Raw genomic sequence first — 21,271 nt, 5'->3', positions numbered from 1 at the left:
ATTCCTTAACCCGCAATCGCTTCAATCAAACCTTGTTCTTGTAACTGGCCTTGCATCGACAAAGCCAACACCGCCATACGCACTGCAATGCCATTGGTCACCTGCTTTAAAATCACAGATTGTGGGCCATCCGCAATACTTGAGTCGATTTCAACCCCACGGTTCATTGGTCCCGGATGCATCACGATACAATCCGGTTTGGCCATGGCAAGACGTTCTTTATTCAAACCATACATTTTGTAGAACTCAGCTTGCGAGGCCAGTGCTGGAGAATCAATCCGCTCGTTCTGAATACGAAGCGTAATAATCACGTCGCAGTCTTTGATGCCGTCTTCCATATTATTAAATAGACGAACACCATCACCATATTCTTCAAAGCCCAATGGCAGCAAGGTATTCGGTGCAATCACCCGGATATCCTGACAGCCTAAAGTTTGCAAGGCGGCCACATCTGAACGCGCGACACGTGAATGCTTGATATCACCAATAATTGCAATCGACATTTCTTCGAATTTTTTCTTGGTTTCACGGCGAATGGTCAGCATGTCCAGCATCGCTTGTGTCGGATGCGCATGACGGCCATCACCGGCATTAATAATTGCCACGGTTGGACAGACATCTTTGGCAATAAAATGTGCTGCCCCTGAAGATGAATGGCGTACCACGAAAATATCGGCCGCCATGGCTTCCAGATTCCATAACGTATCACGTAGGGTTTCACCTTTGGAAGTACTCGAACGGGCAATATCGATATTGAGAACGTTGGCAGAAAGGCGCTTGGCAGCGGCTTCAAAGGTGGTGCGGGTACGGGTTGAATTTTCGAAGAACAGGTTCATCACCGTTTTGCCTTCGAGCAAATTATTGGTGATCAGCTGATTTTGGTCATTAAAAAAGGACTGTGCAGTGTCCAATATTTTTGTCAGGGTTTCTTTAGAAAGACCTTCGATGGTCAAGAAGTGTTTTAGATTACCTTCTTTATTGAGTTGAATCTGGCTCGGTGTATGCAATGCCGCCAAGTGCATGAGAGATTCCTTATGCGTTAAGTCAACATATTATACAGAGATTGGCGAATTTTTATAGTTGGCTATGCTGCTACTTGTACAAAAAGCATCTGAACAATAAAAATAAAAAATCAGATTCCTTTGTATTTTTTCAATAAGATAATTTAACCCGATTTGCATCTTGCTGATTTTAAGTACAAAACCAACGGGCGCTTCAGTCTGGAGCATTCACACCCATCTCAGGTTTAACGCAGTGCACCAATATAACGATGTGACACCTGTGCACGATAGATATCGTCTTCATCCGGTTCGACCGAGATCAGCCCTTCCTGCTGGCTTGGGTGTGCAGATTCTGTTGGTGAGTCTTGTGCTGTTTCAGAAATCTCCAGTACCATTTTGAGGCGCTGGATCAGATGATTCAAATCTGGATCCTGGGTTTGCTCTGCCAGTTGAATCACATGCCGGGCATAATCCAGGTTCTCTGCCAGATAAATTGCATCAATTACCCGACCTGAAACACGTCGTAAACGTGCATAAATTAAAGTGGCCACTGAAAAAGCGTCATGGTTGCGTAACTGATTCTCTAACATCTTAACCCCCATTATAAAATTGAAAAATCAGGCAGCCATCGCTCCCCATCGACTGACCGCCTGATTTGCCATGTATAGAGCAAAATGCGTACCAGTTCCTCAATTTATAGTGTGAATATTATTTTTCTCTATCACATGCCACGGCCTTTCAGAGAATTTCAAAAGCTTTCAATATAAAAATACGGTAAACTTAGCGCAGTTTTTTATTTATCTTTTTTGGTCTCTCTATTATATGAATACCTCTCCACGTTTAAGCAATTATTGGGTCACCTGTGCCGATGGTCTGGAAACCTTATTAGAAGAAGAAATACAAGGCTTAGGTGTTCAGAATATTGAGCGTTTTCCGGGCCGTTTGACCTTTAAAGGCACACTGGAAAATGCTTATCGTATCTGCATGTGGTCACGTCTGGCTTCACGTGTTTTGATGCCAATCCACACGCATGAAATTGAATTTTCTCATGATGCCCGTGATGTGGCAGAAGAACTCTATGAAGGGGCTCTCAGCTTCGACTGGTCGCTGATTTTTGCACCACAAAGCACCTTTGCGATTCGTTTGCATGTCGAGCGTGACATCAAGGTCAACACCCAGTTCGCGACTTTACGTGCCAAAGATGGTGTCGTAGATTCCTTTATGGAAGCGGTAGGCAAACGTCCAAGCATTGACACCAAACAGCCAGAAATCACCATGTATATTCTGGCAGGCAAGAAAGAACATACTTACTGCCTCGACCTGTCTGGTGACTCTTTGCATAAACGCGGTTATCGCCGTTTCATGACTGATGCACCGATTAAGGAAAACCTGGCTGCTGCGATTCTGCAAAAAGGCCAGCTTAAACAGATTAATCCGGACATCATTGTCGATCCAATGTGTGGTTCAGGTACCTTTATTATTGAATCCCTAATGATTTTGACCGACCGTGCACCGGGTCTGGTCCGTCGTTTCGGTTTTAATGGCTGGAATGGCCATGACCATGAACTGTGGATGAGCATCAAGGCCGAAGCTGCTGAACGTCATCAAGCGGCAATGGAAAATCCATTACCACAATTCTATGCTTTCGATGCGGACTGGGAAGCGGTTAAAGCCACCAGACAAAATATTATCGCGGCGGGTTTTGAAGCTGCTCTCGACAATATCATGATCGAAGAACGGACTTTAAATGACTGGCCTGATTTCCATGCAGAAGGCAAGAAAGTATTCTTCGTGACCAACCCGCCATATGGCGAACGTCTCGGCGATAAAGCGCAAAACCGTTCTTTATACCTGGGTTTATCGGCTTTATTGCAAAAGAATTTCCCGAATCAAAAAGCGGCTGTGATTGCCTCCCAAGTGGAACAGGCCGATGTGCTGGCGTTCAATGATCCGCAAATCCTGCGTTTGATGAATGGTAAATTGCCGATCTATATCCGCTTCGGTACGGTTAAACCGGCCGCAGTGGTACGTCCATTCCTAGAAAGCTGGCAGCCTCAGCAGTTTGAACCGATTGAAGGTGCGATGGAGTTTGCCAACCGTCTGACCAAAAATATGCAAGCTCTAAAAAAATGGGCAGTCAAGGAACAGATCCATTGTTTACGTCTCTATGATGCAGATTTACCTGATTTTAACGTCGCAGTAGATCTGTATGGCGAGCGTTTGCATGTACAAGAATATGCGCCACCTAAAACTATTGATCCGGAAAAAGCCAAAAAACGTTTCAACCTGGCCTTACAGGCCATTCGTGCCGTGACCGGTTTGGGCCGTGATGCGATCTTTATCAAGACCCGTGCACGTCAGGAAGGTAAAAACCAGTACACCAAACAAAGTACAGCATCCAAGCGTTTTATCGTTCAGGAAGGTCAAGCCAAGATTCTGGTCAACCTGACCGATTATCTGGATACCGGTCTGTTTCTGGATCACCGTCAAATGCGTTTACGTATTGCACGTGAAGCAAAAGGCAAACACTTCCTGAACCTGTACAGCTATACCTCAACGGCAAGTTTACATGCTGCTTTGGGTGGTGCTGCAAGTACAACCAGCGTCGATCTGTCGAATACTTATTTGAACTGGTCTAAAGAAAATTTTGTTCTGAACGGCTTAACCGTGGATCATGCGGATGAACAGCATCAGTTCTTTGCCTCTGACTGTTTCGAATGGCTAAAAGAAGGTCATGAGCAATATGAGCTGATCTTTATCGACCCACCAACCTTCTCAAACTCGAAGAAATTCTACGGGACCTTTGACGTACAGCGCGACCATTTGTCCCTGTTAAAACGTGCGATGAACCGCTTAACCACTGATGGTACCTTGTATTTCTCAAATAACTATCGTGGTTTTGAGATGGATGAAGAAATTCTGGCCTTCTTTGATGTTGAAGAAATTACCCAGGAAACCATTGGACCTGACTTCAAGCGGAATCAAAAGATTCACCGTGCCTGGAAAATCCGTCATCCGCAAGTGTAATTTGATGATGAATTAACTGTCTTTATCACGATTGATATCTTCTTTATTTTCCCTGAGCTGAGTTTTAAGCCATGCTTTAAAGCTCGCCGCAACAAGAATACAAAAGTGTTGCAATGCTCGAAGTTAACAATAAGATTAAAAAAAACCCAGCCTAGGCTGGGTTTTTTGTTGCAAGGAGAAGTGGTTTAGTTAAGTTTCATTTTTTCAAAGATTAACTCACCTGCTTCAGCTTTCACCAGAATGGTATCGCCCGGCTGGAACTCTCCGCCCAGGATTTTCTGCGCCAGACCATTTTCAATACGCTGCTGGATTGCACGTTTCAGGGGGCGCGCACCATACAGTGGATCAAAGCCAGCATCGATTAACTGATCGAAAGCACTGTCATCTACCGACAAGCGCATATCACGTTCTGCCAGACGTTGACGTAAACGGTTCAACTGGATATCGGCAATACCGCGAATCTGGTCTTTTTCCAGCGCATGGAACACTACCAGTTCATCAATACGGTTAATAAATTCTGGACGGAAATGTTCCGATACCGCATTCATCACCACCGTACGGACTTCTTCTTTTGTGGCATTACCGCCCAATTCACGTACATCCTGCGAACCCAGGTTCGAAGTCATGACGATCACAGAGTTTTTAAAGTCCACTACCCGGCCTTGCGAGTCAGTTAAACGGCCATCATCCAGTACCTGTAGCAAGATGTTAAATACGTCCGGATGCGCTTTTTCGACTTCATCAAACAAGATCACACTATACGGTTTACGACGTACGGCTTCAGTAAGCACCCCACCTTCTTCATAACCGACATAGCCCGGAGGCGCACCAACCAAACGGCTGACCGAATGTTTTTCCATAAATTCTGACATATCGATACGCACCATGGCATCGTCGCTGTCAAACAGGAAATTCGCCAAGGCTTTGGTCAATTCTGTTTTACCGACACCCGTTGGCCCCAGGAACAGGAATGACCCACTTGGACGGTTCGGATCTGACAGACCGGCACGTGAACGGCGTACTGCATTGGATACCGCCACCACGGCTTCATCTTGCCCTACTACACGGTTATGCAGGAATTCTTCCATATGTAGCAATTTGTCACGCTCGCCTTGCAGCATTTTCGCAACCGGAATACCGGTCGCAGCACTCACTACTTCAGCAATTTCATTGTCGGTGACTTTGTTACGCAGCAATTTTGGCGTTGCGCTTTCATCGGCTTTTTCAGCCAGTTCAAGCTGCTTTTGCAACTCTGGTATCACGCCATATTGCAAACGCGCGGCCTCGCCCAGATCACCTTCACGTTGCGCTTTTTCAAGTGCTGTACGTGCCTGATCCAGTTTGATCTGTACGTCTTTATTGCCTTCAACCAGCGCTTTATCTGCACGCCAGACTTCTTCCAGGTCATGATACTCTTTTTCAACTGTGGCGATCTGATCGGACAAGTATTGAATCTCAGCTTTGGCACCTGAGTCTTCATCTTTTTTCACCGCTTCCAGCTGCATTTTTAACTGAATCAGACGGCGTTCCAGTTTATCCAGTGCTTCTGGTTTAGAATCGAGTTCCATTTTGATGCGCGATGCTGCTTCATCAATCAGGTCAATAGCTTTATCCGGCAACTGACGGTCGGTGATATAACGATGTGACATTTTCGCCGCCGCAATAATCGCGGAATCCAGAATCTGTACCCCGTGATGGGTGGCATAGCGATCTTTCAGACCACGCAGAATCGCAATGGTATCTTCCACGCTTGGCTCATCGACCAGTACTTTCTGGAAACGACGTTCCAGCGCTGCATCTTTTTCAATATACTGACGATATTCATCCAGTGTGGTCGCACCGACACAGCGCAGCTCGCCACGGGCCAACGCAGGTTTCAGCATGTTACCGGCATCCATCGCGCCATCACCTTTACCGGCACCCACCAGCGTATGCAACTCGTCGATAAACAGGATGATTTCACCTTCGTGTTTGGCAATATCTTTCAGAACCGCTTTTAAGCGCTCTTCAAACTCACCACGGTATTTGGCGCCAGCCAGCAAAGAACCTAGATCTAGAGATAAAATACGCTTCCCTTTGAGTCCTTCAGGCACTTCACCATTAATAATCCGCTGCGCCAGACCTTCGACAATCGCCGTTTTACCGACCCCTGGCTCACCGATAAGTACCGGGTTATTTTTGGTACGGCGTGACAAGACCTGAATAGTACGACGGATTTCATCATCACGGCCAATCACAGGATCAAGCTTGCCTGCCAACGCACGTTCAGTTAAATCAATGGTGTACTTATTCAGTGAATCACGCTGATCTTCATAATTGTTGCTCATGACTTTTTCATCGCCTCGGATTTGATTAATCAGCTGTTTCAGTAGATCTGCTTTTACGCCGACACTACTGAGTATTTTTTGCGTAGATCCTGTTTCAGCCAGTGCTAAAATCAACCAATCAACACTAACGAATTCATCTCCGGCTTTTTGTGCATAACTCTCCGTTAATGTCAGTACTTTATAAGCTTCAGGATTTACATTAATGTCCGCTGACGGATTTGATAATTTTGCCGCATCATTGAGGGCTTGTTGTAGCTTCGTTTGCAGCTCAACTAAATTTGCACCTGCTTGCTGTAATAAGCTTGCATAAGAAGCTTCTTTTAAAACTGCATGGAGAAGATGAATCGGTTCAATTGCGGTATGGTCTTTGCTCATAGCGAAGACTTGTGCATCTGAAAGGATCTGCTGCAGGCGATTGGTAAATTTTTCAAAACGCATTCTTGTTATTCCTCACAACAAATGTTCTACTTGATGGATATATGGGTGCACTTGATAAAATTTCAAATCATTTTTATATATTTTTCAAAAACTTAATATAAACATTTAGACAGTTTTTAATAATAATATTGGTGTAATCAAATCATATTTCAAGTGAGGTTAGAAGAATTTTTAAGGTGAAGATAAACAATTCATATTTTATTTAATTTACTCTGCTATTTTTCAGCTTAGTAGAGAATAGAGAGATATTTTTAGTACGGTTGCAACCTTCCTAGTAATCGCAATACTTCACTCAAACCATGTTCTGTTTGCATCAAGGATCTTGGCGTTTGATGATTCAAAAGCTTGTTAGGTGAATTGATAAAATGGCGCATCCAGCTCAAGTCTCCACCATGCAAGCTAAATAACTTTTGATAGATATTTACTAAAGCTATAGCTTTTTCGCCTGCTGTAGTATCTGGTTCTAATTCTTTTTCATTTATAACCAGAGATAATTCCGCCTCAGATAAACCCAGAATCAATGCAAGTTCGAATTCTTTCAGTTGCAACTGCTCAGCTAAGTTGAATACTGCTATAGCTAATACTTGGGATTTAGAAATACCTGTTTCACTATTCATTTTTATCAAATCATCTTGATGCGTCTTATTTCGATTATGCTGCTTTTATTGTTTTCCGGCCATGTTGTTTATCATCAAATTTAATTTCTCATAAAATTAAAACACCCTCGCTTGGAGGGTGCTTTAAAATAACAACACCATGATTATGGTGCCGGATTCGGCTGTTGACGGTGAATATCTTCAATACCTTTCAGTACTTCTTCAGACAGGTCGACTTCAAAAGCCTGAATATTTTCTTTCAGCTGATCCAGATTGGTCGCACCGATAATGGTACTGGTCACAAAGAACTGCTGCTTGATAAAGGCCAAAGCCAATTGGGTAAGACTTAAGCCATGCTGTTCTGCCAGCTGGGCATATTGCTCGGTTGCCCATTCACTTTGCGGATTGCTATAACGGCTAAAGCGGGAGAACAGTGTTACACGCGCATTGGCAGGACGTGCACCATGCCGGAATTTACCGGTCAGATAACCAAATGCCAAAGGTGAATACGCCAACAAGCCCACACCTTCATAATGGGCAATTTCTGACATGCCGATTTCATAAGTACGGTTCAGCAGGTTATATGGGTTTTGTACACTGACAAATTTGGACAAACCTAATTTCTCTGCGAGGTGCAGAAATTTCATCGTGCCCCACGGGGTTTCATTGGAAAGACCGATATAACGGATACGGCCTTCTTTAATTTCATCCTGCAAGGCAGTCAGGGTTTCTTCCAGATCCGTTACGGCACGGTCTTCTGCCGCTTCAGCATTGCCATAACCCAACTTGCCAAAGAAATTGGTGGGGCGTTGTGGCCAGTGTAACTGATACAGGTCGATATAATCCGTTTGCAGGCGTGACAATGACTGGTCTATTGCTGCTGAAATTTCATCGGCAACAAAACGGGTTTGACCATCCCGGATATGACTACCACCTTGCGATGGTCCGGCAATTTTTGAGGCTAAAAAAAGTTTGTCACGGCCACCATGGGCAGCGATCCAGTTTCCAATCATGCGCTCGGTGGCGCCCTGCGTTTCAGGTTTTGGCGGTACCGGGTACATTTCCGCAGTATCCCAGAAATTCAGTCCCTGATCTAAGGCATAATCCAGTTGCTGAAAAGCCTGTTCTTGCGTGTTCTGCTCACCAAAGGTCATGGTGCCCAAACAAATTTCTGGCAAAAGAATGCCGGTATCCGCCAACGGTCTGAATTGCATAAAAACATCCTGTGAATTTTATTCAGTGAATTGAGATCAAGTGGGCTATAGCCTATCGGAATTATAAGGGGAGCTTAAATCATCTTTTCTGAGAAGCTTGTTCTAAATTTTTATGTATTAAGTAATGACGCATTAAAAAGCAAATCCGAAGATTTGCTTTTTAATATCTGGATTATTCGTCTATGGCACCATCTGCAACTGCTTCAGACGCTTCTTCTAGTGAAGCATCAAAGATCAGGATGGCTTTACCATCGGTTTCGATCATGCCCTGCTCTTCTAGCGTTTTCAGTACGCGACCCACCATTTCACGGGAACAGCCAACAATACGGCCAATTTCCTGACGGGTAATACGAATCTGACGGCCATTCGGCAAAATCATCGCTTCTGGCTGTGAAGACAGGTCGATCAGGCAACGTGCAATCCGGCCTGAAACATCAATAAATGCCAGATCAGTGACTTTACGTGTGGTATTTTTCAAACGACGTACTAATTGAGCAAATACCGCATAGCTCAGATCAGGATATTGATTGCTGATTTCGTGAAAGTTTTCATAGGTAATTTCGGCAATTTCACACACATCACGCGTACGAACTTCCGCAGTACGTTGTGGATTAACCTCGAATAGACCCATTTCCCCAAAGAAGTCACCCGCATTTAAATAAGCCACGACAATTTCACGATCATCATCTTCACGAAGAATGATAGATACAGACCCCTTCAGAATTAAATATAAAGATTTAGATTCTGATCCTGCATCAATGATCGTGGTACGTTTTGGATAACGATTAATATATGCACGTTTTAACAGTGCTTTCACGGATTCTGGTAATTGCCCCGGAGAAAGCGCATCAGTGCTTAATTGTGAAAAGTTTGAAGTCATGCTAACAGTTCCGATTATGGATAATTTATAGATCGCACAAGACCTAATGTGAACTTGTCACACAGTGGGATTGAAATTCCGTATCAACCCAATTTATGTTAGTGTACAGTTACTTGATAAATTTATAGCTTTTTTTAGGTAGTTGCAATGCAAACAAGCGTTCATTGGTTAGAGAATGTTGCTTTTGAAGCAAAAACTCAAAGTGGTCATAGCCTTATCATGGATGGTTCAGCTGAATACGGTGGTGAAAACCGTGGTCCCCGTCCTATGGAACTGCTTTTAACGGGTCTGGGCGGTTGTGCGTCTTTTGATATTGTTACCATTTTAAAGAAGGCTCGTCAGGATATTACCGATGTACGCTGCGAATTAAAGGCTGAACGTGCAGATACAATTCCGGCAGTATTCACGAAAATTCACTTGCATTTTGTAGTGACCGGCAAAGCGATTAAAGAGAAACAGGTCGCAAAAGCCGTAGAACTTTCTGCTGAAAAATATTGCTCTGCCAGCAAAATGCTGTCTGATGGCGGTGTTGAAATCACCCATGATTATGAAATAATCGAAGCAGAATAAAATCTAGATTCTGTAAAAAAAGCGGCTGGAAAAGCTGCTTTTTTTGTATCAGAAAATTGCCTTTTCTCAGAACCGCTGAACTGAATACTGATTGCCATCTTCAAAGCTCAAGATATTTTCTGGAAATCTTAAGGCGCCGAGTCGATGTCTGAACGCGACACCCTGTTGACGATCGAGATAGCGTTTACCCACTGAATAATCCACACAAAATACGTTTTGTTGCTGTCCATACCATTGCAGTGCATCGATCGATTTGAGTAAACCGGTTTTTTCTTCAGTAGATTTAAAGTTCCGCCAATAATGTCCAGTAATGACTGGAATTTGGTCGGTATAGCTGCCCCACCATGGCACGCGGTCGATCATCCGCCACCTTCCACCGGCATAAATCGGTTCTAAGGCGATTTTTTCCGCACCAGAAGTAATGACCCGAATCGGATTGTGCATTTGCTCACGCAGCTCTTTTTCTGCGAGATGTTGCAATAAAGGTAAAGTTGCAGCCGGGTCTTTGAACTGGTGTTGGTAGCGTTGCTGCTCTATCTGGATGAATTCATTAATACCTAAGGCTTGCAGATCCAGCGCTGTATGTTGAACGAAATCAGCATAGGCTTCGCCAAGCGAAGTAAAACCAGAATTGCGTAATTGATCAATTGATCCTTGATGCCAACAGGCATGTACAACACGCAGCTGCTCCGACTCCAAGGCCAACGGTAAGCTATTTAAAAAATCCAGAATCCATTGTCGATCTTTGATTGAGGCTTGGATCGAATCAAAAGGTTTCAGATCATCCTGATGCGGCGAACCAAAAAACCAGCCATTGCCTTCCCGTAAAGTATCGGTCAACAAGTTTAATTCATGATTACCCATCACACATTGTGCATAGCCTTCATCTACCAACTGCCTAACCTTTTTGATCACCGCAACACTGTCTTGCCCCCGGTCACACAGATCACCAACAAAAATCAGTTTACGCTGTTCAGGATGATGACCATTCCGGTCATAGCCTAATACTTGGATCAGTTGTTCCAGCGCGGCAATCTCACCATGAATATCCCCTATGATATCCACGGGGCCAGTGAAAGCCTGCTGTATAAATGAGTACTTCATTCATGCATCCTGAATTAAGTCTAAAACAGAATATATCCCTATGAGTATGCTTTAAATTTATGTAGATCTGAATACAGAATGAATCATCATTTAAATAATTTAACCCGAATCACGGATAAGAAATTGACTTGAAAAATAAGAGGACTAGAGCCATCAGTTGAGTTACCAAACCAAACTCACAACTCTAGTCCTGATGTTCAATAGTACCGATTCTGCTTAATTGATGATTTCTTTCTTAAATTTGAAGCAACTTATTGGAAGTTCCTCAAACAAAGTCATCATTCTCTAAGAATCAGAAATGCTCAGCTCACAATTTCAGAAATCTGCTTTATCACCATTTGGTACAAATGTTCTCATTTCAATAATTTCAAAGCCTTTTTTACATGGCTAAAGCTGGATAAAAGCTTTTTATTTAAGCACTTGCCTTGCTGCCAACGCATGATTCACTTGATCAATAGGCATGAATTAGCACTACATGCCCTGTATGTAGCTTTGATGAAAGGCAAAGATAAACAATACTTATAGATTGATTCAACAACGCTACCTGTTTGTAAAAATCAACGTATTCAATGCCATAAATCATTAGCCCAAATCGCATCACGTGGCAAAAGTTCTATGGGTTGGTTTTATGGCTGTAAATTACATATCGTGATGAACCAATTTGGTGAAATTAGTTGTTCTGCTTTATCGAATGGACATGTTGCTGACATAAAAATGGTTGAGCAATTGGTTGATGGTTTTGCATCGCTTCAAACAGTTCATTTACGCTGACTTCCTGAATCCGGCTTTTTGCATTCTGGATCAATTGCTCTGCAGTTTTCATCATTTTCATTCTTCCTCGGCCATTAAAATTATATTTTGTATAAACGATGCTCAGGTAGATTGAAAGCGTTTGAGTTTAAATTTCCAACTGGCTATTTAGCCCATGAGCGCTGAATAGATTAAATACATCGCCACCCCAACCACGGTAGTGGCAAATATTTTCTGTACCTTGTTACTGTCAATCCGCTGCATCAGACTGCGTCCAATTAACATCCCGACAATACAGGCCAGGACAAAGGTCAGCGTAACCGAAACAGGATATTGAAAGCCATCCAGCACGTGTGCAGAAATACTGACCCCACCAATCAGGAAAATAATCATCAGGGAAGTCGCAACGATACTGCGCATATCAAGGTCGGTGAATTTACGCAGGGCTGGAACAATTACAAAACCACCCCCCACCCCCAACAGACCGGTTAATAAACCTGCCACAACACCAATACCTGCTAGGAACGAAGCAGTTTTGACATTCCAGATCAGACGACCGGTCGATTGATTGACCTTGCACGGTGCATTGCCATGATCGGTCACTTTATTAAAAAAGATCCGGTAAGCCACGATCAGCATGACCAGACTGAAAGCCAGCGTCAGCCAGACCGGAGAAACGATATCGGCCAGATGCACGCCATAACGCGCTGTAGGAATACTAATGAGAGCAATCCAGAGGGCAGCGCGATAACGTACAATACGCTTGAACAAACCCTCGAACGTTCCGACCAAGGCCGACAGCGTGACCGCAAGCAATCCCACCGGCGCAGCCTGGGCCACCGTCCAACCCTGGGTCGTCATCAGTGCAGGTACAGCCAGAATACCGCCACCGGCACCGGTCAAACCCAATAGCACTCCGATAACTAGCCCTTCAAGTATTAATGCCCACATCGCCCTCTCCCTTATCCACAAAAATGATTCAATAAAGGTTGAACTTTTTGTTGAATCACGACACAAGCTTATTTGAAGTAGTTAAGAGGAAGCTTGAGGTAAGAAACACCGTTTTGTTCTGGCTCAGGAAACTGTCCTGCTTTCATATTGATCTGAATCGCTGGTAGAATCAGCTTAGGCATACTCAGTCCTGAATCCCGCTGATTTCGCATCTGAGCAAATTCAGCTTTACTGATTCCCTGATGAATATGGATATTCTGTTTTTTCTGCGTCTGTATATCAGATTCACACACATACGATTCACGTGTTTCAGGCAGATAGTCATGACATAAAAAGACCCGGGTATCTTCTGGCAACTGAAACAGGCTTTGCACCGAATCATAAAGCTGTTCTGCGCTGCCTCGCGGAAAATCACAACGTGCTGTACCATAATCTGGCATGAACAACGTATCACCCACAAAAACCGCATCGCCAATCACATAACTCAGGCAAGCAGGCGTATGTCCCGGTGTTGGAATGTTATAGGCTTTCAATGTTCCAATTTGGAACGACTCATGATCTTCAAATAAATAATCAAAGAGCTGCTGAGCATTCCATTGTTTAATATCCAGATGATAAATCGCGCCAAAAGTTTCCTGAACAATACCAATTTTCTGGCTCATGGCAATTTTGCCACCCAGTTCTTCTTTGAGATATTGCGCTGCAGTTAAATGATCAGCATGGACATGGGTTTCGAGAATCCACTCGACCGTTAAACCCTGCTCTTTAATATAGGCAATAATTTTATCGGCATGAATAGTGGATGTACTTGCTGATGCCGGATCATAATCCAGAACGCTATCAATAATGGCGCAGGCTTTGGTCGCCGGATCACGTACAACATAACTGAAGGTATTGGTATCTTCGTGAAAAAAATCTTTTACTATAGGTAAATTTGACATCGTTAAGCTCCTGACCATTTACGGTGAATCCATACACCCACCAGCATTGCTACAATAAAATAGAGCACTTGATAGTGGCCCAAACCGATCAAAGTGAAACTTGGCGCCGGACAGATGCCGGCAATGCCCCAACCTGCACCAAATAAAACCGCACCCGTGATCAGCTTCTTATCTATCTGATTATTTTTAGGTAAATCAATAGGTTCATTAAATACTGTTTTCGGTTGCGCCGTACGTAATGCTTTCTGGAAGGGAATAAAGGCCACAGTAATCGCGCCCATCATCACAAAGGCCAGACTGGCATCCCAATCGCCAAACAGATCCAGGAAATCGAGTACTTTTTCCGGATTGGACATGCCCGATACCATCAATCCCACAGAGAACAGCGCACCAAATAAAAAGGCAAACACATTTTTCATTTTAGAATGCTCCTGTGATATGACGGATAATATAAACAGCGACAAAACCTGCAAACATAAAAGTCATGGTCGCGATGATAGAACGCTTAGACAGCCGACTAATGCCACAAATTCCGTGACCACTGGTACAGCCCGAACCCAAACGTGTCCCAAAGCCTACCAGCAGACCTGCCACAATCATCATCAATGGGCTGGCATTCAATTCGATTTCAGGTTGTACAAACAGACCATAAATAAACGGTGTAATGATCAAGCCTGATAAAAACCAGATCGCAGGCGTTTTAAATACGGTTTTTGGGTTTAATACCTGCCCAACCAAACCACTGATTCCTGCAATACGGCCATTGACATACAGATAGCCGACCACTGAAAGTCCGAGCATTAAACCGCCAATAAATGCGATGAGGAAGTCATGCATGGTGAATCAATCTCTATACAATATACTTTTTTATATTATATAATAAAAAATAATAATCAAGCAGTTTTGTGGTAAATTGTGTAAACTGCATGGGTTACATCAAAGGTTTCAAGGACATCTATGGATATGATTGCTGCAAATGCCAAAATTGATTTTTCACAGGTCGATTTCGTCAGCCAATGCCTAAAAGTTTTAGCCAATCCTGATCGTCTGAAAATCTTATGTGTCCTGGTTGACGGGGAAATGAATGTTCAGGAAATTGAAGAATCTACCGATATTCATCAACCTACACTTTCACAACAGCTGACTGTACTGCGTAAGGCCGACATGGTTGGCACCCGACGTGAGGGCAAACAGATTTTCTATCGTCTGAGTGACCCCAAGGTCTTGAGCCTGATGCAAAAGCTGTACGAGCTGTATTGCGCCCAGCCCTCTTCTTAGTGCAGCCAAAAAGAAATGATCAGAAGCAGTCCGCTAAAAGCAGTAAACAGATTTAGCCATACGGGATACTGGGTGTAATAACCTTCAATAAATTCCGGCGGTCGCAGTGATGTCAAACCCCGTCGATATTGCAGGATTGAGGCGAAATTCACCAACATACCAAATACAATCACCGCAATTCCCAACCATTGTGAATAAGCTATTTTCTGTGCATAAGTGTCTGGGTCCACCAGTTGCACTAGCAGGTTGGATTTTTCAATCACAAAACCAAAAGCAATTAATGCCAAACCACTCCGGTTCCACGCCAGAGCGGTTCGTTCCAAAGCAAGCAGTACCCGTGGATCATCCAAATTTGACATATCTTATCTGCTCTTCATGCTTAGCCTATCCACCAATGTAAATCTGCCTCCCTATCATGTATAGATGTTTGAAGTAAAAATTACTTTTCTATCATGTAGTTAAAATATTATTGTTCAAAAATTTCCTTGACATCCATCGCCAGGCCTTGAGCAGATTTAAATTCACCCTGATTGTTTTTCCAGACCATCGACGGTGTGGAGAAAAAGCCGTATTTCCCCATTAGGGCCTGGTTGGGATCAATTTTTGCAGCAATTTCGGCAGGAATCTTTTCCATTTTCTTGAGCTGCTTTTTGCCTTTATTCTTGTTTATATCATTAAAAACTGCTGCTGGATTTTTCGACATTAACAATGTGGCCACCTGGCCACGGCTTTCTTGACGGATCACACCGACCTGAATATGACGCAGCTGTACCTTACCTGATTCGACCCAAGGCCGAGCCGCCTGCCAGAATTTATAGCAATATGGGCAATTCGGATCGGAAAAAACATAGACTACCCGTAGTGCATCTGGCTTTCCATCCTGGATCCAGGTCGATTTTTCCATGGTTTTCCAGACATCGTCCAATACCGCTTTTTTCATATGCTTTTCAATCTGCTCATTGGAAAGGCTTTTCCCTTGTGCATCAAACAGTTCGCCCTTGATATAATATTTGTCATCGTTGGAGATAAATACCGTATTGGAATACTGGTCTTCATGCCCTACCCAGCCGGTCATTCCTTGCGGTGCCGGAATCTGTTTTACAAACACAAAGCCCTGTTTTTCAATGTTCTGTTTTATATTTGCCTGCGTGTGCATGCTCATGATCAGGAACATGCCTGCACCAAGCACCTGGTAAATTTTGTTCATACTGAGTCCTTCCGTTTTTTAAGGTTGATCTGAAATTCTATTTAAATATTGCTGCAACATGGCCGGACTGAGTTCCCCCATATGCCGCTCGACCAGCTGGCCTTGAGCATTAAAAAACAGCGTCGTTGGCAGGCCAAAACTATTCAGCTGCTGGGGTAGTTCACCATATGGGTCCAGCAGGACATGTTTAAATTGAAACTGATGTTTTCTTAAATAGGCATTTACGGTCGCTACCTCCTCACCCTGATTGAGCATGACAAAATTCACTTGAGGATGCTGCTTGGCAGCCTTTGCCAACACCGGCATTTCGCGGTGACACGGCGGACACCAGCTCGCCCACATATTAATTACCGTGGGCTGGCCAATGAATTGGCTGAGTGAAATCTTGTCTGTACCCAGACGCTCCTGTTCTAATCCAGCAAAGACTAGATCAGGAAACGCCACTTCAGTTTTTAGACTGGATTTAAATGCGAGCCCAAGCCCGATCCAAAGTATAAAGATGATCAACAAGATGGCTTTGAATCGGATCTGCAACTGTCTGTTGCGAATGAGATACCACAAAGCACCAATCAGCACCCCTCCCCATAAATGAAAACCCTTATCCTGGATTTTCAGTATGTCGATGGGTGCTGCAAAATACAGCTCGGCATTGAGCAGGACGAAAACAAGACGTGCACCCAGCATCCCCAGCAAAAAACTGCTCCAGAGTACATCCTGACTTTGTCCAAGCTGCTGTTTAGACCATGAATACTTTCTGGCTAATCCAAACAGGACGGCAGATAACAGCATCAAGCCAGTAGCAACAATTATGAGTGTCCAGGGCAACATCAAAGGTCCCAGATGTAGCGCATCACTTGAAATCATCATGGTTGTTCCCCTTGCAGTTGCTGCAATTTACCGAGCAAATGTGTTGCGCTAAAAGTTCCTGTCAAGCGCAACTCGCGCTGTTCCTGATGTGCGGCATTTAAAAATATAAAGGTGGGCGGACCGAGGATTTGCCATTCTTTTAGCAGCTCATCCTGACTTGGATGATAGTGGGTCAGGTCTAATTTGATACGAACCACATTTTGTAAAGCCGCTTGGACATCACTACGTGGAATTACTTCCTTTTCAATCGGTTGACAGGCCACACACCAGTCTGCATAGACATCAATCACCACCGGCTGTGCAGGATGTTTGGCTAAAACCTGTTGCAATTGTGCGGCTGTACTGACTCTCTGCCATTCAAGCCGTGATTTCACATGGGCGACCTGTACCTGACTCCAGACATGATAGAGCTGCATGCCTCCTGCATAGACCAGTAAACCACTGAGCAGCATCAGGACTATTTTCGATACAGACCGATGCACATGAGGCAGCATCTTGAACAAGAAGTAGCCTGAACAGGTGATCAGTACCACACCCAAAAGGCCCAGGTATAAAATGCCGGGCAATAATGGACGGGCGAAATACAAGGCCAGAGCCAACATGACAAAGCCAAAACTAAACTTCAGGCGATCCATCCAGATGCCAGGTTTGGGTAAAAGATGGGACCCAAATACGGCAGCAATAAATAGCGGCAAGCCCAGCCCAAGGCCTAAGACGAACAGATAACTAGCTCCCAGCATCGGTTGATTGAGCTGAGACACATAGATTAAGGCACCGGCCAACGGCGCACTCATACATGGCCCGACAATCAGTGCAGCGATCATGCCCATAAGACCGGCACCAATCAGCGTGCCACCTTTATGCTTTTGCTGCCATTGATCCAGACGCTGTAACATGCCTTGGGGTAAGGACAGCTGAAATGCTCCGAACAGATTAAGCGCGAACAAAACAAACAAAGAATGTACAGATTTATCACCTGAGACAAAAACTGCATCCAGATTTAATTCAGACCATTCGTGGTGTGGGATATATTTTCAAACCGTTTGAGCAGCGTCATGTTTAGTCACAGCTTGAAATGGCGTTTGGTCATGAGTCTTTTGGCCGTGTTTATTGTGCTGTGGAGTGCAGTATTTTCATGGCTGTATATTGACCTGAAACAGCGTTTACAAGACACACTGGATCAACGCTTATCGGCATCTGCACAAATGGTTGCCCGGCTGATTCAGCAGTTACCGCTGGATAGTCTAGGGGATGCAACCTTATCCAAATTAGCCAAGAATGATGATGCAAACCAGTTAATTGCCTGTGAAGTTTCTCTTTTTAGCTCTGACATCTCGTTAGGTAATCAGGTGATTGCCAAAACACGCGGTGCCCCCCAAAATTTAAGCCAGCGACCAGAAGGATTCAGCACCTGGCAGCAGGGTGATACGGAATGGCGCAGTTATGTTCTGCGTCGTGGCGATATTCAGGTGGTGGCAGCAGAACGTATGTTCTTGAGGGATACCTTACTACAGCAGATTCTGCAGTCCGTACTGATTCCCTTGGTCTTCTCACTGCTGATCTGTATTGCCCTGATCATCTTTATTATCCGCAGACAGTTCCGGTCTTTGGATCAGCTCAGTCAATACCTGAACCAGAAAAACCTTAGCTATTCAGAGGTGGCAGATTTTTTAATGCAGCTCAAGCCTGCAAGTATTCCCCAAGAAGTACAGCCTTTTGTCAACAATTCCACGCAGTTGATTCAAAAACTCAATGACAGTCTGCAACAGGAGAAAGCCTTTAGTGCCTATGCTGCACATGAATTACGCAGTCCCCTGACTGCAATTAAAACCCATGTACAACTGGCCCAGCTGATCGGTCAGCAGCAGCACCTGCCTGAATCCATTCAGCATAATTTGCAGCAGGCCAATGAGAGTATCCGGCGTTATACGCTGTTACTCGAGCAGCTTTTATTGCTGACCCAATCAGAAAACAGTATCCAGGCAATGCCTGAGGCCATCTGGCTTCGCCCCACACTTGAGAAAGTTCTTGCAGACTTAGGTACACGCTATCCAGAAATGAACAAAAAAATACAAGTAAACTGGGACAACTTGGGCGAAATTCAGCTGCCTGAATTTGTGCTGTATACCGTACTGAAAAATCTGCTTGAAAATGCCCTGCTGCATGCACAGGCTGCCCATATCTGGATTTCCATGCAGTCTGGTTGCCTAGTGATTGAAGATGATGGACAGCAACTGACAGCACAGGATATCCAATATTTAGGACAACGCTTCTGGCGCAAATCTGCTCAGCAGCACGGCCATGGTTTAGGACTGGCATTGACCGCTAACCTGTTAAAACAGTATGGCTATCAGCTCTCTTTCAATGCCCGACAGCCCTATGGGCTTCGCATTGAAATCAATTCAATACAATCGAAAACCCTAGAGATTTTTTGAAATAAAAATTCTTACTTTTCAACATCCAATAAAGATATCACCAATTCAAATCACTTCCTTTGTTTATACAAATAACTTTTTCTTCAACAAAAACCTTCTCTGTATTCTCAAGTTTATGAGCAGGCGATCACAACGCACTTTTAATTTTTAGCATAGAAACAGGTATAAAAATAATAAGCCCCCTCTATGAAAACAAAAATGCCAGAGAAAAAAGATCACTTGATGCAACTAGGCCTGTCACCAATTAGCTTAAAAAAATCTAATCTGTCCTCATTATTTTTTCATGACTAAACGCTATGCATTAAGAGATGATCAGTGGGAACAGATTAAGGATCTGTTGCCCGGACGAGCAAGTACTGTTTGAGTAACTGCCAAAGACAACAGGGTATTTGTTGAAGCAGTATTGTATCGGTATCGTTCAAGTATTCCGTAGTGAGATTTACCAGAATGCTTTGGGGATTTTAGAGTCGTGCACACTCGCTTTAGCCCTAAAAATCCAGGATAATCACCACCCCACAATTCTGATTAATTTTTTAAAAATTTCCTTTCGATGGCCGGGCTTGCGCTAAACTCAAAGCATCTTATCGCACCGTAATGCACTGTTATGGAATTCAAGGCCTGGTATAAGCTTCGCAGATTTATTTATGACAATTTGCATAATGAAGAACACGAAAGCATCTTAAGTCGCGTCATCAATATATTTCTGATTATATTGATTATTGGGAATACTGCTGCCGTTTTACTTGAATCAATCAATGACCTCTATCAATCCTATCAGCTGCTGTTTGATGCCTTTGAATTATTCTCGATCTTTATTTTTACCCTGGAATATTTATTAAGATTTTGGGCCATTGCGGAAAAAGACCCCTTTAAAGGTGCATGGAAAAACCGATGGTTATGGATCCGTAGTGGCGGTGCCATCATTGACCTGTTGGCGATTCTCCCGGCCTATATTAACTTCTTTGTGCATCTCGATTTACGCTTCCTGCGAATCCTTCGATTATTCAGATTACTCAAATTAACCCGTTATTTCGTCTCCCTGCAGATTTTATTGCGGGTGATCAAGCGCGAAAAGGGCTCATTTCAGGCGGTTATTTTTATCCTGCTGATCATGATCATCATCGCGGCGGCTGGAGTATATGTGGTTGAAAATAAGGCTCAACCAGAAGTCTTTAGCTCCATCCCTGCATCCATGTGGTGGGCAGTGGTGACACTGACCACAGTCGGCTATGGCGATGTGACACCAATCACCCCCTTAGGCCGCTTTCTAGGGGCTTTAATTACTATTTTAGGGGTGGGTCTGGCAGCGCTTCCTGCGGGTATTCTGGCAAATGGTCTGGCCAATGAGCTGAGACAGCGCAAGCACAAACTGGAATTAAGATTTCGTGAACTGCTCGATGATGCAGAAATTGACTTAATTGAAGATCAAGAAAAAATTGAAATTTTACGTAAAGAAGTCGGACTGAGCAAAGAACAAATGCAGGATATCCTGTTAGAACTTATTCATGAGCGTAAGAAAGAACAACTCGAGCAGGAAAAAAACAAATATTTCTTCTGTCCACATTGTGGGCATAAGTTACCTGATTAAATTCGAACGTCAATGCAAGCGTATCATCACGAGCATCAGACCATCGGGTATGACGCTCGTTGCAGACAGATACTATTCACTCAATCCACTCGACTGA

19 protein-coding genes and 4 pseudogenes are annotated in these 21,271 nt (G+C 43.8%); 8 read left to right on the top strand and 15 right to left on the bottom strand.

The annotated features are described in order from the left end of the window. Positions 1-5 precede the first annotated feature (5 nt). Positions 6-1,022 (bottom strand): aspartate carbamoyltransferase catalytic subunit, encoded by a 1,017-nt coding sequence (locus FTT86_RS01400; protein WP_004730000.1) that lies wholly within the window; start codon positions 1,020-1,022, stop codon positions 6-8. Positions 1,023-1,246: 224 nt separating this feature from the next. Then, the gene (locus FTT86_RS01395) at positions 1,247-1,591 is read right to left on the bottom strand and encodes a hypothetical protein (protein ID WP_004280135.1); all 345 of its coding nucleotides are present in this window, start codon (positions 1,589-1,591) and stop codon (positions 1,247-1,249) included. A gap of 232 nt (positions 1,592-1,823) precedes the next feature. Between FTT86_RS01395 and rlmKL the strand changes: the two genes are divergently transcribed. Next, positions 1,824-4,028, top strand: a complete 2,205-nt coding sequence (rlmKL, locus tag FTT86_RS01390; RefSeq protein ID WP_071850358.1) for a bifunctional 23S rRNA (guanine(2069)-N(7))-methyltransferase RlmK/23S rRNA (guanine(2445)-N(2))-methyltransferase RlmL — start codon at positions 1,824-1,826, stop codon at positions 4,026-4,028. Between the two features lie 185 nt (positions 4,029-4,213). Here the strand turns inward: rlmKL and clpB are convergent, their stop codons facing one another. The 4 genes from clpB to crp all read right to left on the bottom strand — a co-directional run bounded on the left by clpB (position 4,214) and on the right by crp (position 9,483). After that, positions 4,214-6,793 carry an ATP-dependent chaperone ClpB gene (clpB, locus tag FTT86_RS01385; RefSeq protein ID WP_180180412.1) on the bottom strand — a complete coding sequence of 860 codons (2,580 nt, stop codon included), beginning with the start codon at positions 6,791-6,793 and terminating at the stop codon, positions 4,214-4,216. A 251-nt stretch (positions 6,794-7,044) separates the two neighbouring features. Continuing rightward, the gene (locus FTT86_RS01380; protein WP_004646580.1) at positions 7,045-7,410 is read right to left on the bottom strand and encodes an antitoxin Xre/MbcA/ParS toxin-binding domain-containing protein; all 366 of its coding nucleotides are present in this window, start codon (positions 7,408-7,410) and stop codon (positions 7,045-7,047) included. A 143-nt stretch (positions 7,411-7,553) separates the two neighbouring features. After that, positions 7,554-8,603: an NADP(H)-dependent aldo-keto reductase gene (locus FTT86_RS01375; protein ID WP_071850359.1), complete on the bottom strand. Its 1,050-nt coding sequence runs from the start codon at positions 8,601-8,603 to the stop codon at positions 7,554-7,556. 172 nt (positions 8,604-8,775) lie between these two features. Then, a complete protein-coding gene (crp, locus tag FTT86_RS01370) occupies positions 8,776-9,483 on the bottom strand; it encodes a cAMP-activated global transcriptional regulator CRP (RefSeq protein WP_004730006.1) in 708 nt (235 codons plus the stop codon). A 147-nt stretch (positions 9,484-9,630) separates the two neighbouring features. Here crp and FTT86_RS01365 point away from each other — a divergent pair, with 147 nt between their 5' ends. Then, positions 9,631-10,053 carry an OsmC family protein gene (locus tag FTT86_RS01365; protein ID WP_004280142.1) on the top strand — a complete coding sequence of 141 codons (423 nt, stop codon included), beginning with the start codon at positions 9,631-9,633 and terminating at the stop codon, positions 10,051-10,053. 66 nt (positions 10,054-10,119) lie between these two features. Here the strand turns inward: FTT86_RS01365 and FTT86_RS01360 are convergent, their stop codons facing one another. After that, positions 10,120-11,157 carry a metallophosphoesterase gene (locus tag FTT86_RS01360; protein ID WP_180180411.1) on the bottom strand — a complete coding sequence of 346 codons (1,038 nt, stop codon included), beginning with the start codon at positions 11,155-11,157 and terminating at the stop codon, positions 10,120-10,122. 219 nt (positions 11,158-11,376) lie between these two features. On the opposite strand from FTT86_RS01360, the pseudogene FTT86_RS01355 reads away from it, so the two are divergent. Further along, positions 11,377-11,907: pseudogene (locus tag FTT86_RS01355) on the top strand (transposase); the annotation flags it as partial. Between the two features lie 168 nt (positions 11,908-12,075). Here FTT86_RS01355 and FTT86_RS01345 read toward each other — a convergent pair. From FTT86_RS01345 to FTT86_RS01330, 4 genes are all read right to left on the bottom strand, one after another. Continuing rightward, positions 12,076-12,858, bottom strand: a complete 783-nt coding sequence (locus FTT86_RS01345) for a sulfite exporter TauE/SafE family protein (RefSeq protein WP_071850361.1) — start codon at positions 12,856-12,858, stop codon at positions 12,076-12,078. A gap of 68 nt (positions 12,859-12,926) precedes the next feature. Then, positions 12,927-13,799 (bottom strand): MBL fold metallo-hydrolase, encoded by an 873-nt coding sequence (locus FTT86_RS01340; protein WP_005262089.1) that lies wholly within the window; start codon positions 13,797-13,799, stop codon positions 12,927-12,929. A 2-nt stretch (positions 13,800-13,801) separates the two neighbouring features. Beyond that, positions 13,802-14,218, bottom strand: coding sequence for a DUF6691 family protein (locus tag FTT86_RS01335; protein ID WP_004646572.1), 417 nt, complete (start codon positions 14,216-14,218; stop codon positions 13,802-13,804). 1 nt (position 14,219) lies between these two features. Continuing rightward, positions 14,220-14,636, bottom strand: a complete 417-nt coding sequence (locus tag FTT86_RS01330; RefSeq protein WP_005251416.1) for a YeeE/YedE family protein — start codon at positions 14,634-14,636, stop codon at positions 14,220-14,222. Between the two features lie 120 nt (positions 14,637-14,756). On the opposite strand from FTT86_RS01330, the gene FTT86_RS01325 reads away from it, so the two are divergent. After that, positions 14,757-15,077: a metalloregulator ArsR/SmtB family transcription factor gene (locus FTT86_RS01325; RefSeq protein ID WP_004280150.1), complete on the top strand. Its 321-nt coding sequence runs from the start codon at positions 14,757-14,759 to the stop codon at positions 15,075-15,077. Here FTT86_RS01325 and FTT86_RS01320 read toward each other — a convergent pair. The 4 genes and pseudogenes from FTT86_RS01320 to FTT86_RS01305 all read right to left on the bottom strand — a co-directional run. Next, positions 15,074-15,436, bottom strand: coding sequence for a YidH family protein (locus FTT86_RS01320; protein ID WP_004646570.1), 363 nt, complete (start codon positions 15,434-15,436; stop codon positions 15,074-15,076). The genes FTT86_RS01325 and FTT86_RS01320 overlap by 4 nt on opposite strands. 107 nt (positions 15,437-15,543) lie before the next feature. After that, positions 15,544-16,284 carry a thiol:disulfide interchange protein DsbG gene (gene dsbG / locus FTT86_RS01315; RefSeq protein WP_180180410.1) on the bottom strand — a complete coding sequence of 247 codons (741 nt, stop codon included), beginning with the start codon at positions 16,282-16,284 and terminating at the stop codon, positions 15,544-15,546. Positions 16,285-16,302: 18 nt separating this feature from the next. Further along, positions 16,303-17,151, bottom strand: a complete 849-nt coding sequence (locus FTT86_RS01310) for a TlpA disulfide reductase family protein (RefSeq protein ID WP_045796118.1) — start codon at positions 17,149-17,151, stop codon at positions 16,303-16,305. Then, positions 17,148-18,107, bottom strand: a pseudogene (locus FTT86_RS01305) (cytochrome c biogenesis protein CcdA); the annotation flags it as partial. The pseudogene FTT86_RS01305 and the gene FTT86_RS01310, both read right to left, overlap by 4 nt. Positions 18,108-18,109: 2 nt before the next feature. On the opposite strand from FTT86_RS01305, the pseudogene FTT86_RS01300 reads away from it, so the two are divergent. The 4 genes and pseudogenes from FTT86_RS01300 to FTT86_RS01285 form a co-directional block, all read left to right on the top strand. Next, positions 18,110-18,214, top strand: a pseudogene (locus FTT86_RS01300) (winged helix-turn-helix domain-containing protein); the annotation flags it as partial. Further along, positions 18,207-19,586 (top strand): ATP-binding protein, encoded by a 1,380-nt coding sequence (locus tag FTT86_RS01295; RefSeq protein WP_180180409.1) that lies wholly within the window; start codon positions 18,207-18,209, stop codon positions 19,584-19,586. The pseudogene FTT86_RS01300 and the gene FTT86_RS01295, both read left to right, overlap by 8 nt. A gap of 283 nt (positions 19,587-19,869) precedes the next feature. Beyond that, positions 19,870-20,016 (top strand): annotated as a pseudogene (locus tag FTT86_RS01290) (IS5/IS1182 family transposase); the annotation flags it as partial. 174 nt (positions 20,017-20,190) lie between these two features. Then, on the top strand, positions 20,191-21,174 hold the full coding sequence (locus FTT86_RS01285) for a potassium channel family protein (RefSeq protein ID WP_071850367.1): 984 nt from the start codon (positions 20,191-20,193) through the stop codon (positions 21,172-21,174). Positions 21,175-21,271 lie beyond the last annotated feature (97 nt).

The organism is Acinetobacter sp. YH01021 (genome assembly GCF_013420255.1).
Classification (GTDB): Bacteria; Pseudomonadota; Gammaproteobacteria; order Pseudomonadales; family Moraxellaceae; genus Acinetobacter.
This window is presented reverse-complemented; position numbering and strand designations above follow the sequence as displayed.

Coding starts and splice junctions, on each gene's coding strand:
- FTT86_RS01345 (WP_071850361.1), bottom strand. CDS start 12,858: ATGTGGGCATTAATACTTGAAGGGCTAGTTATCGGAGTGCTATTGGGT.
- rlmKL (WP_071850358.1), top strand. CDS start 1,824: ATGAATACCTCTCCACGTTTAAGCAATTATTGGGTCACCTGTGCCGAT.
- FTT86_RS01380 (WP_004646580.1), bottom strand. CDS start 7,410: ATGAATAGTGAAACAGGTATTTCTAAATCCCAAGTATTAGCTATAGCA.
- FTT86_RS01285 (WP_071850367.1), top strand. CDS start 20,191: ATGGAATTCAAGGCCTGGTATAAGCTTCGCAGATTTATTTATGACAAT.
- FTT86_RS01310 (WP_045796118.1), bottom strand. CDS start 17,151: ATGATGATTTCAAGTGATGCGCTACATCTGGGACCTTTGATGTTGCCC.
- FTT86_RS01320 (WP_004646570.1), bottom strand. CDS start 15,436: ATGTCAAATTTGGATGATCCACGGGTACTGCTTGCTTTGGAACGAACC.
- FTT86_RS01400 (WP_004730000.1), bottom strand. CDS start 1,022: ATGCACTTGGCGGCATTGCATACACCGAGCCAGATTCAACTCAATAAA.
- FTT86_RS01395 (WP_004280135.1), bottom strand. CDS start 1,591: ATGTTAGAGAATCAGTTACGCAACCATGACGCTTTTTCAGTGGCCACT.
- FTT86_RS01295 (WP_180180409.1), top strand. CDS start 18,207: ATGTTTAGTCACAGCTTGAAATGGCGTTTGGTCATGAGTCTTTTGGCC.
- FTT86_RS01340 (WP_005262089.1), bottom strand. CDS start 13,799: ATGTCAAATTTACCTATAGTAAAAGATTTTTTTCACGAAGATACCAAT.
- FTT86_RS01365 (WP_004280142.1), top strand. CDS start 9,631: ATGCAAACAAGCGTTCATTGGTTAGAGAATGTTGCTTTTGAAGCAAAA.
- FTT86_RS01335 (WP_004646572.1), bottom strand. CDS start 14,218: ATGAAAAATGTGTTTGCCTTTTTATTTGGTGCGCTGTTCTCTGTGGGA.
- FTT86_RS01360 (WP_180180411.1), bottom strand. CDS start 11,157: ATGAAGTACTCATTTATACAGCAGGCTTTCACTGGCCCCGTGGATATC.
- FTT86_RS01375 (WP_071850359.1), bottom strand. CDS start 8,603: ATGCAATTCAGACCGTTGGCGGATACCGGCATTCTTTTGCCAGAAATT.
- FTT86_RS01325 (WP_004280150.1), top strand. CDS start 14,757: ATGGATATGATTGCTGCAAATGCCAAAATTGATTTTTCACAGGTCGAT.
- crp (WP_004730006.1), bottom strand. CDS start 9,483: ATGACTTCAAACTTTTCACAATTAAGCACTGATGCGCTTTCTCCGGGG.
- dsbG (WP_180180410.1), bottom strand. CDS start 16,284: ATGAACAAAATTTACCAGGTGCTTGGTGCAGGCATGTTCCTGATCATG.
- FTT86_RS01330 (WP_005251416.1), bottom strand. CDS start 14,636: ATGCATGACTTCCTCATCGCATTTATTGGCGGTTTAATGCTCGGACTT.
- clpB (WP_180180412.1), bottom strand. CDS start 6,793: ATGCGTTTTGAAAAATTTACCAATCGCCTGCAGCAGATCCTTTCAGAT.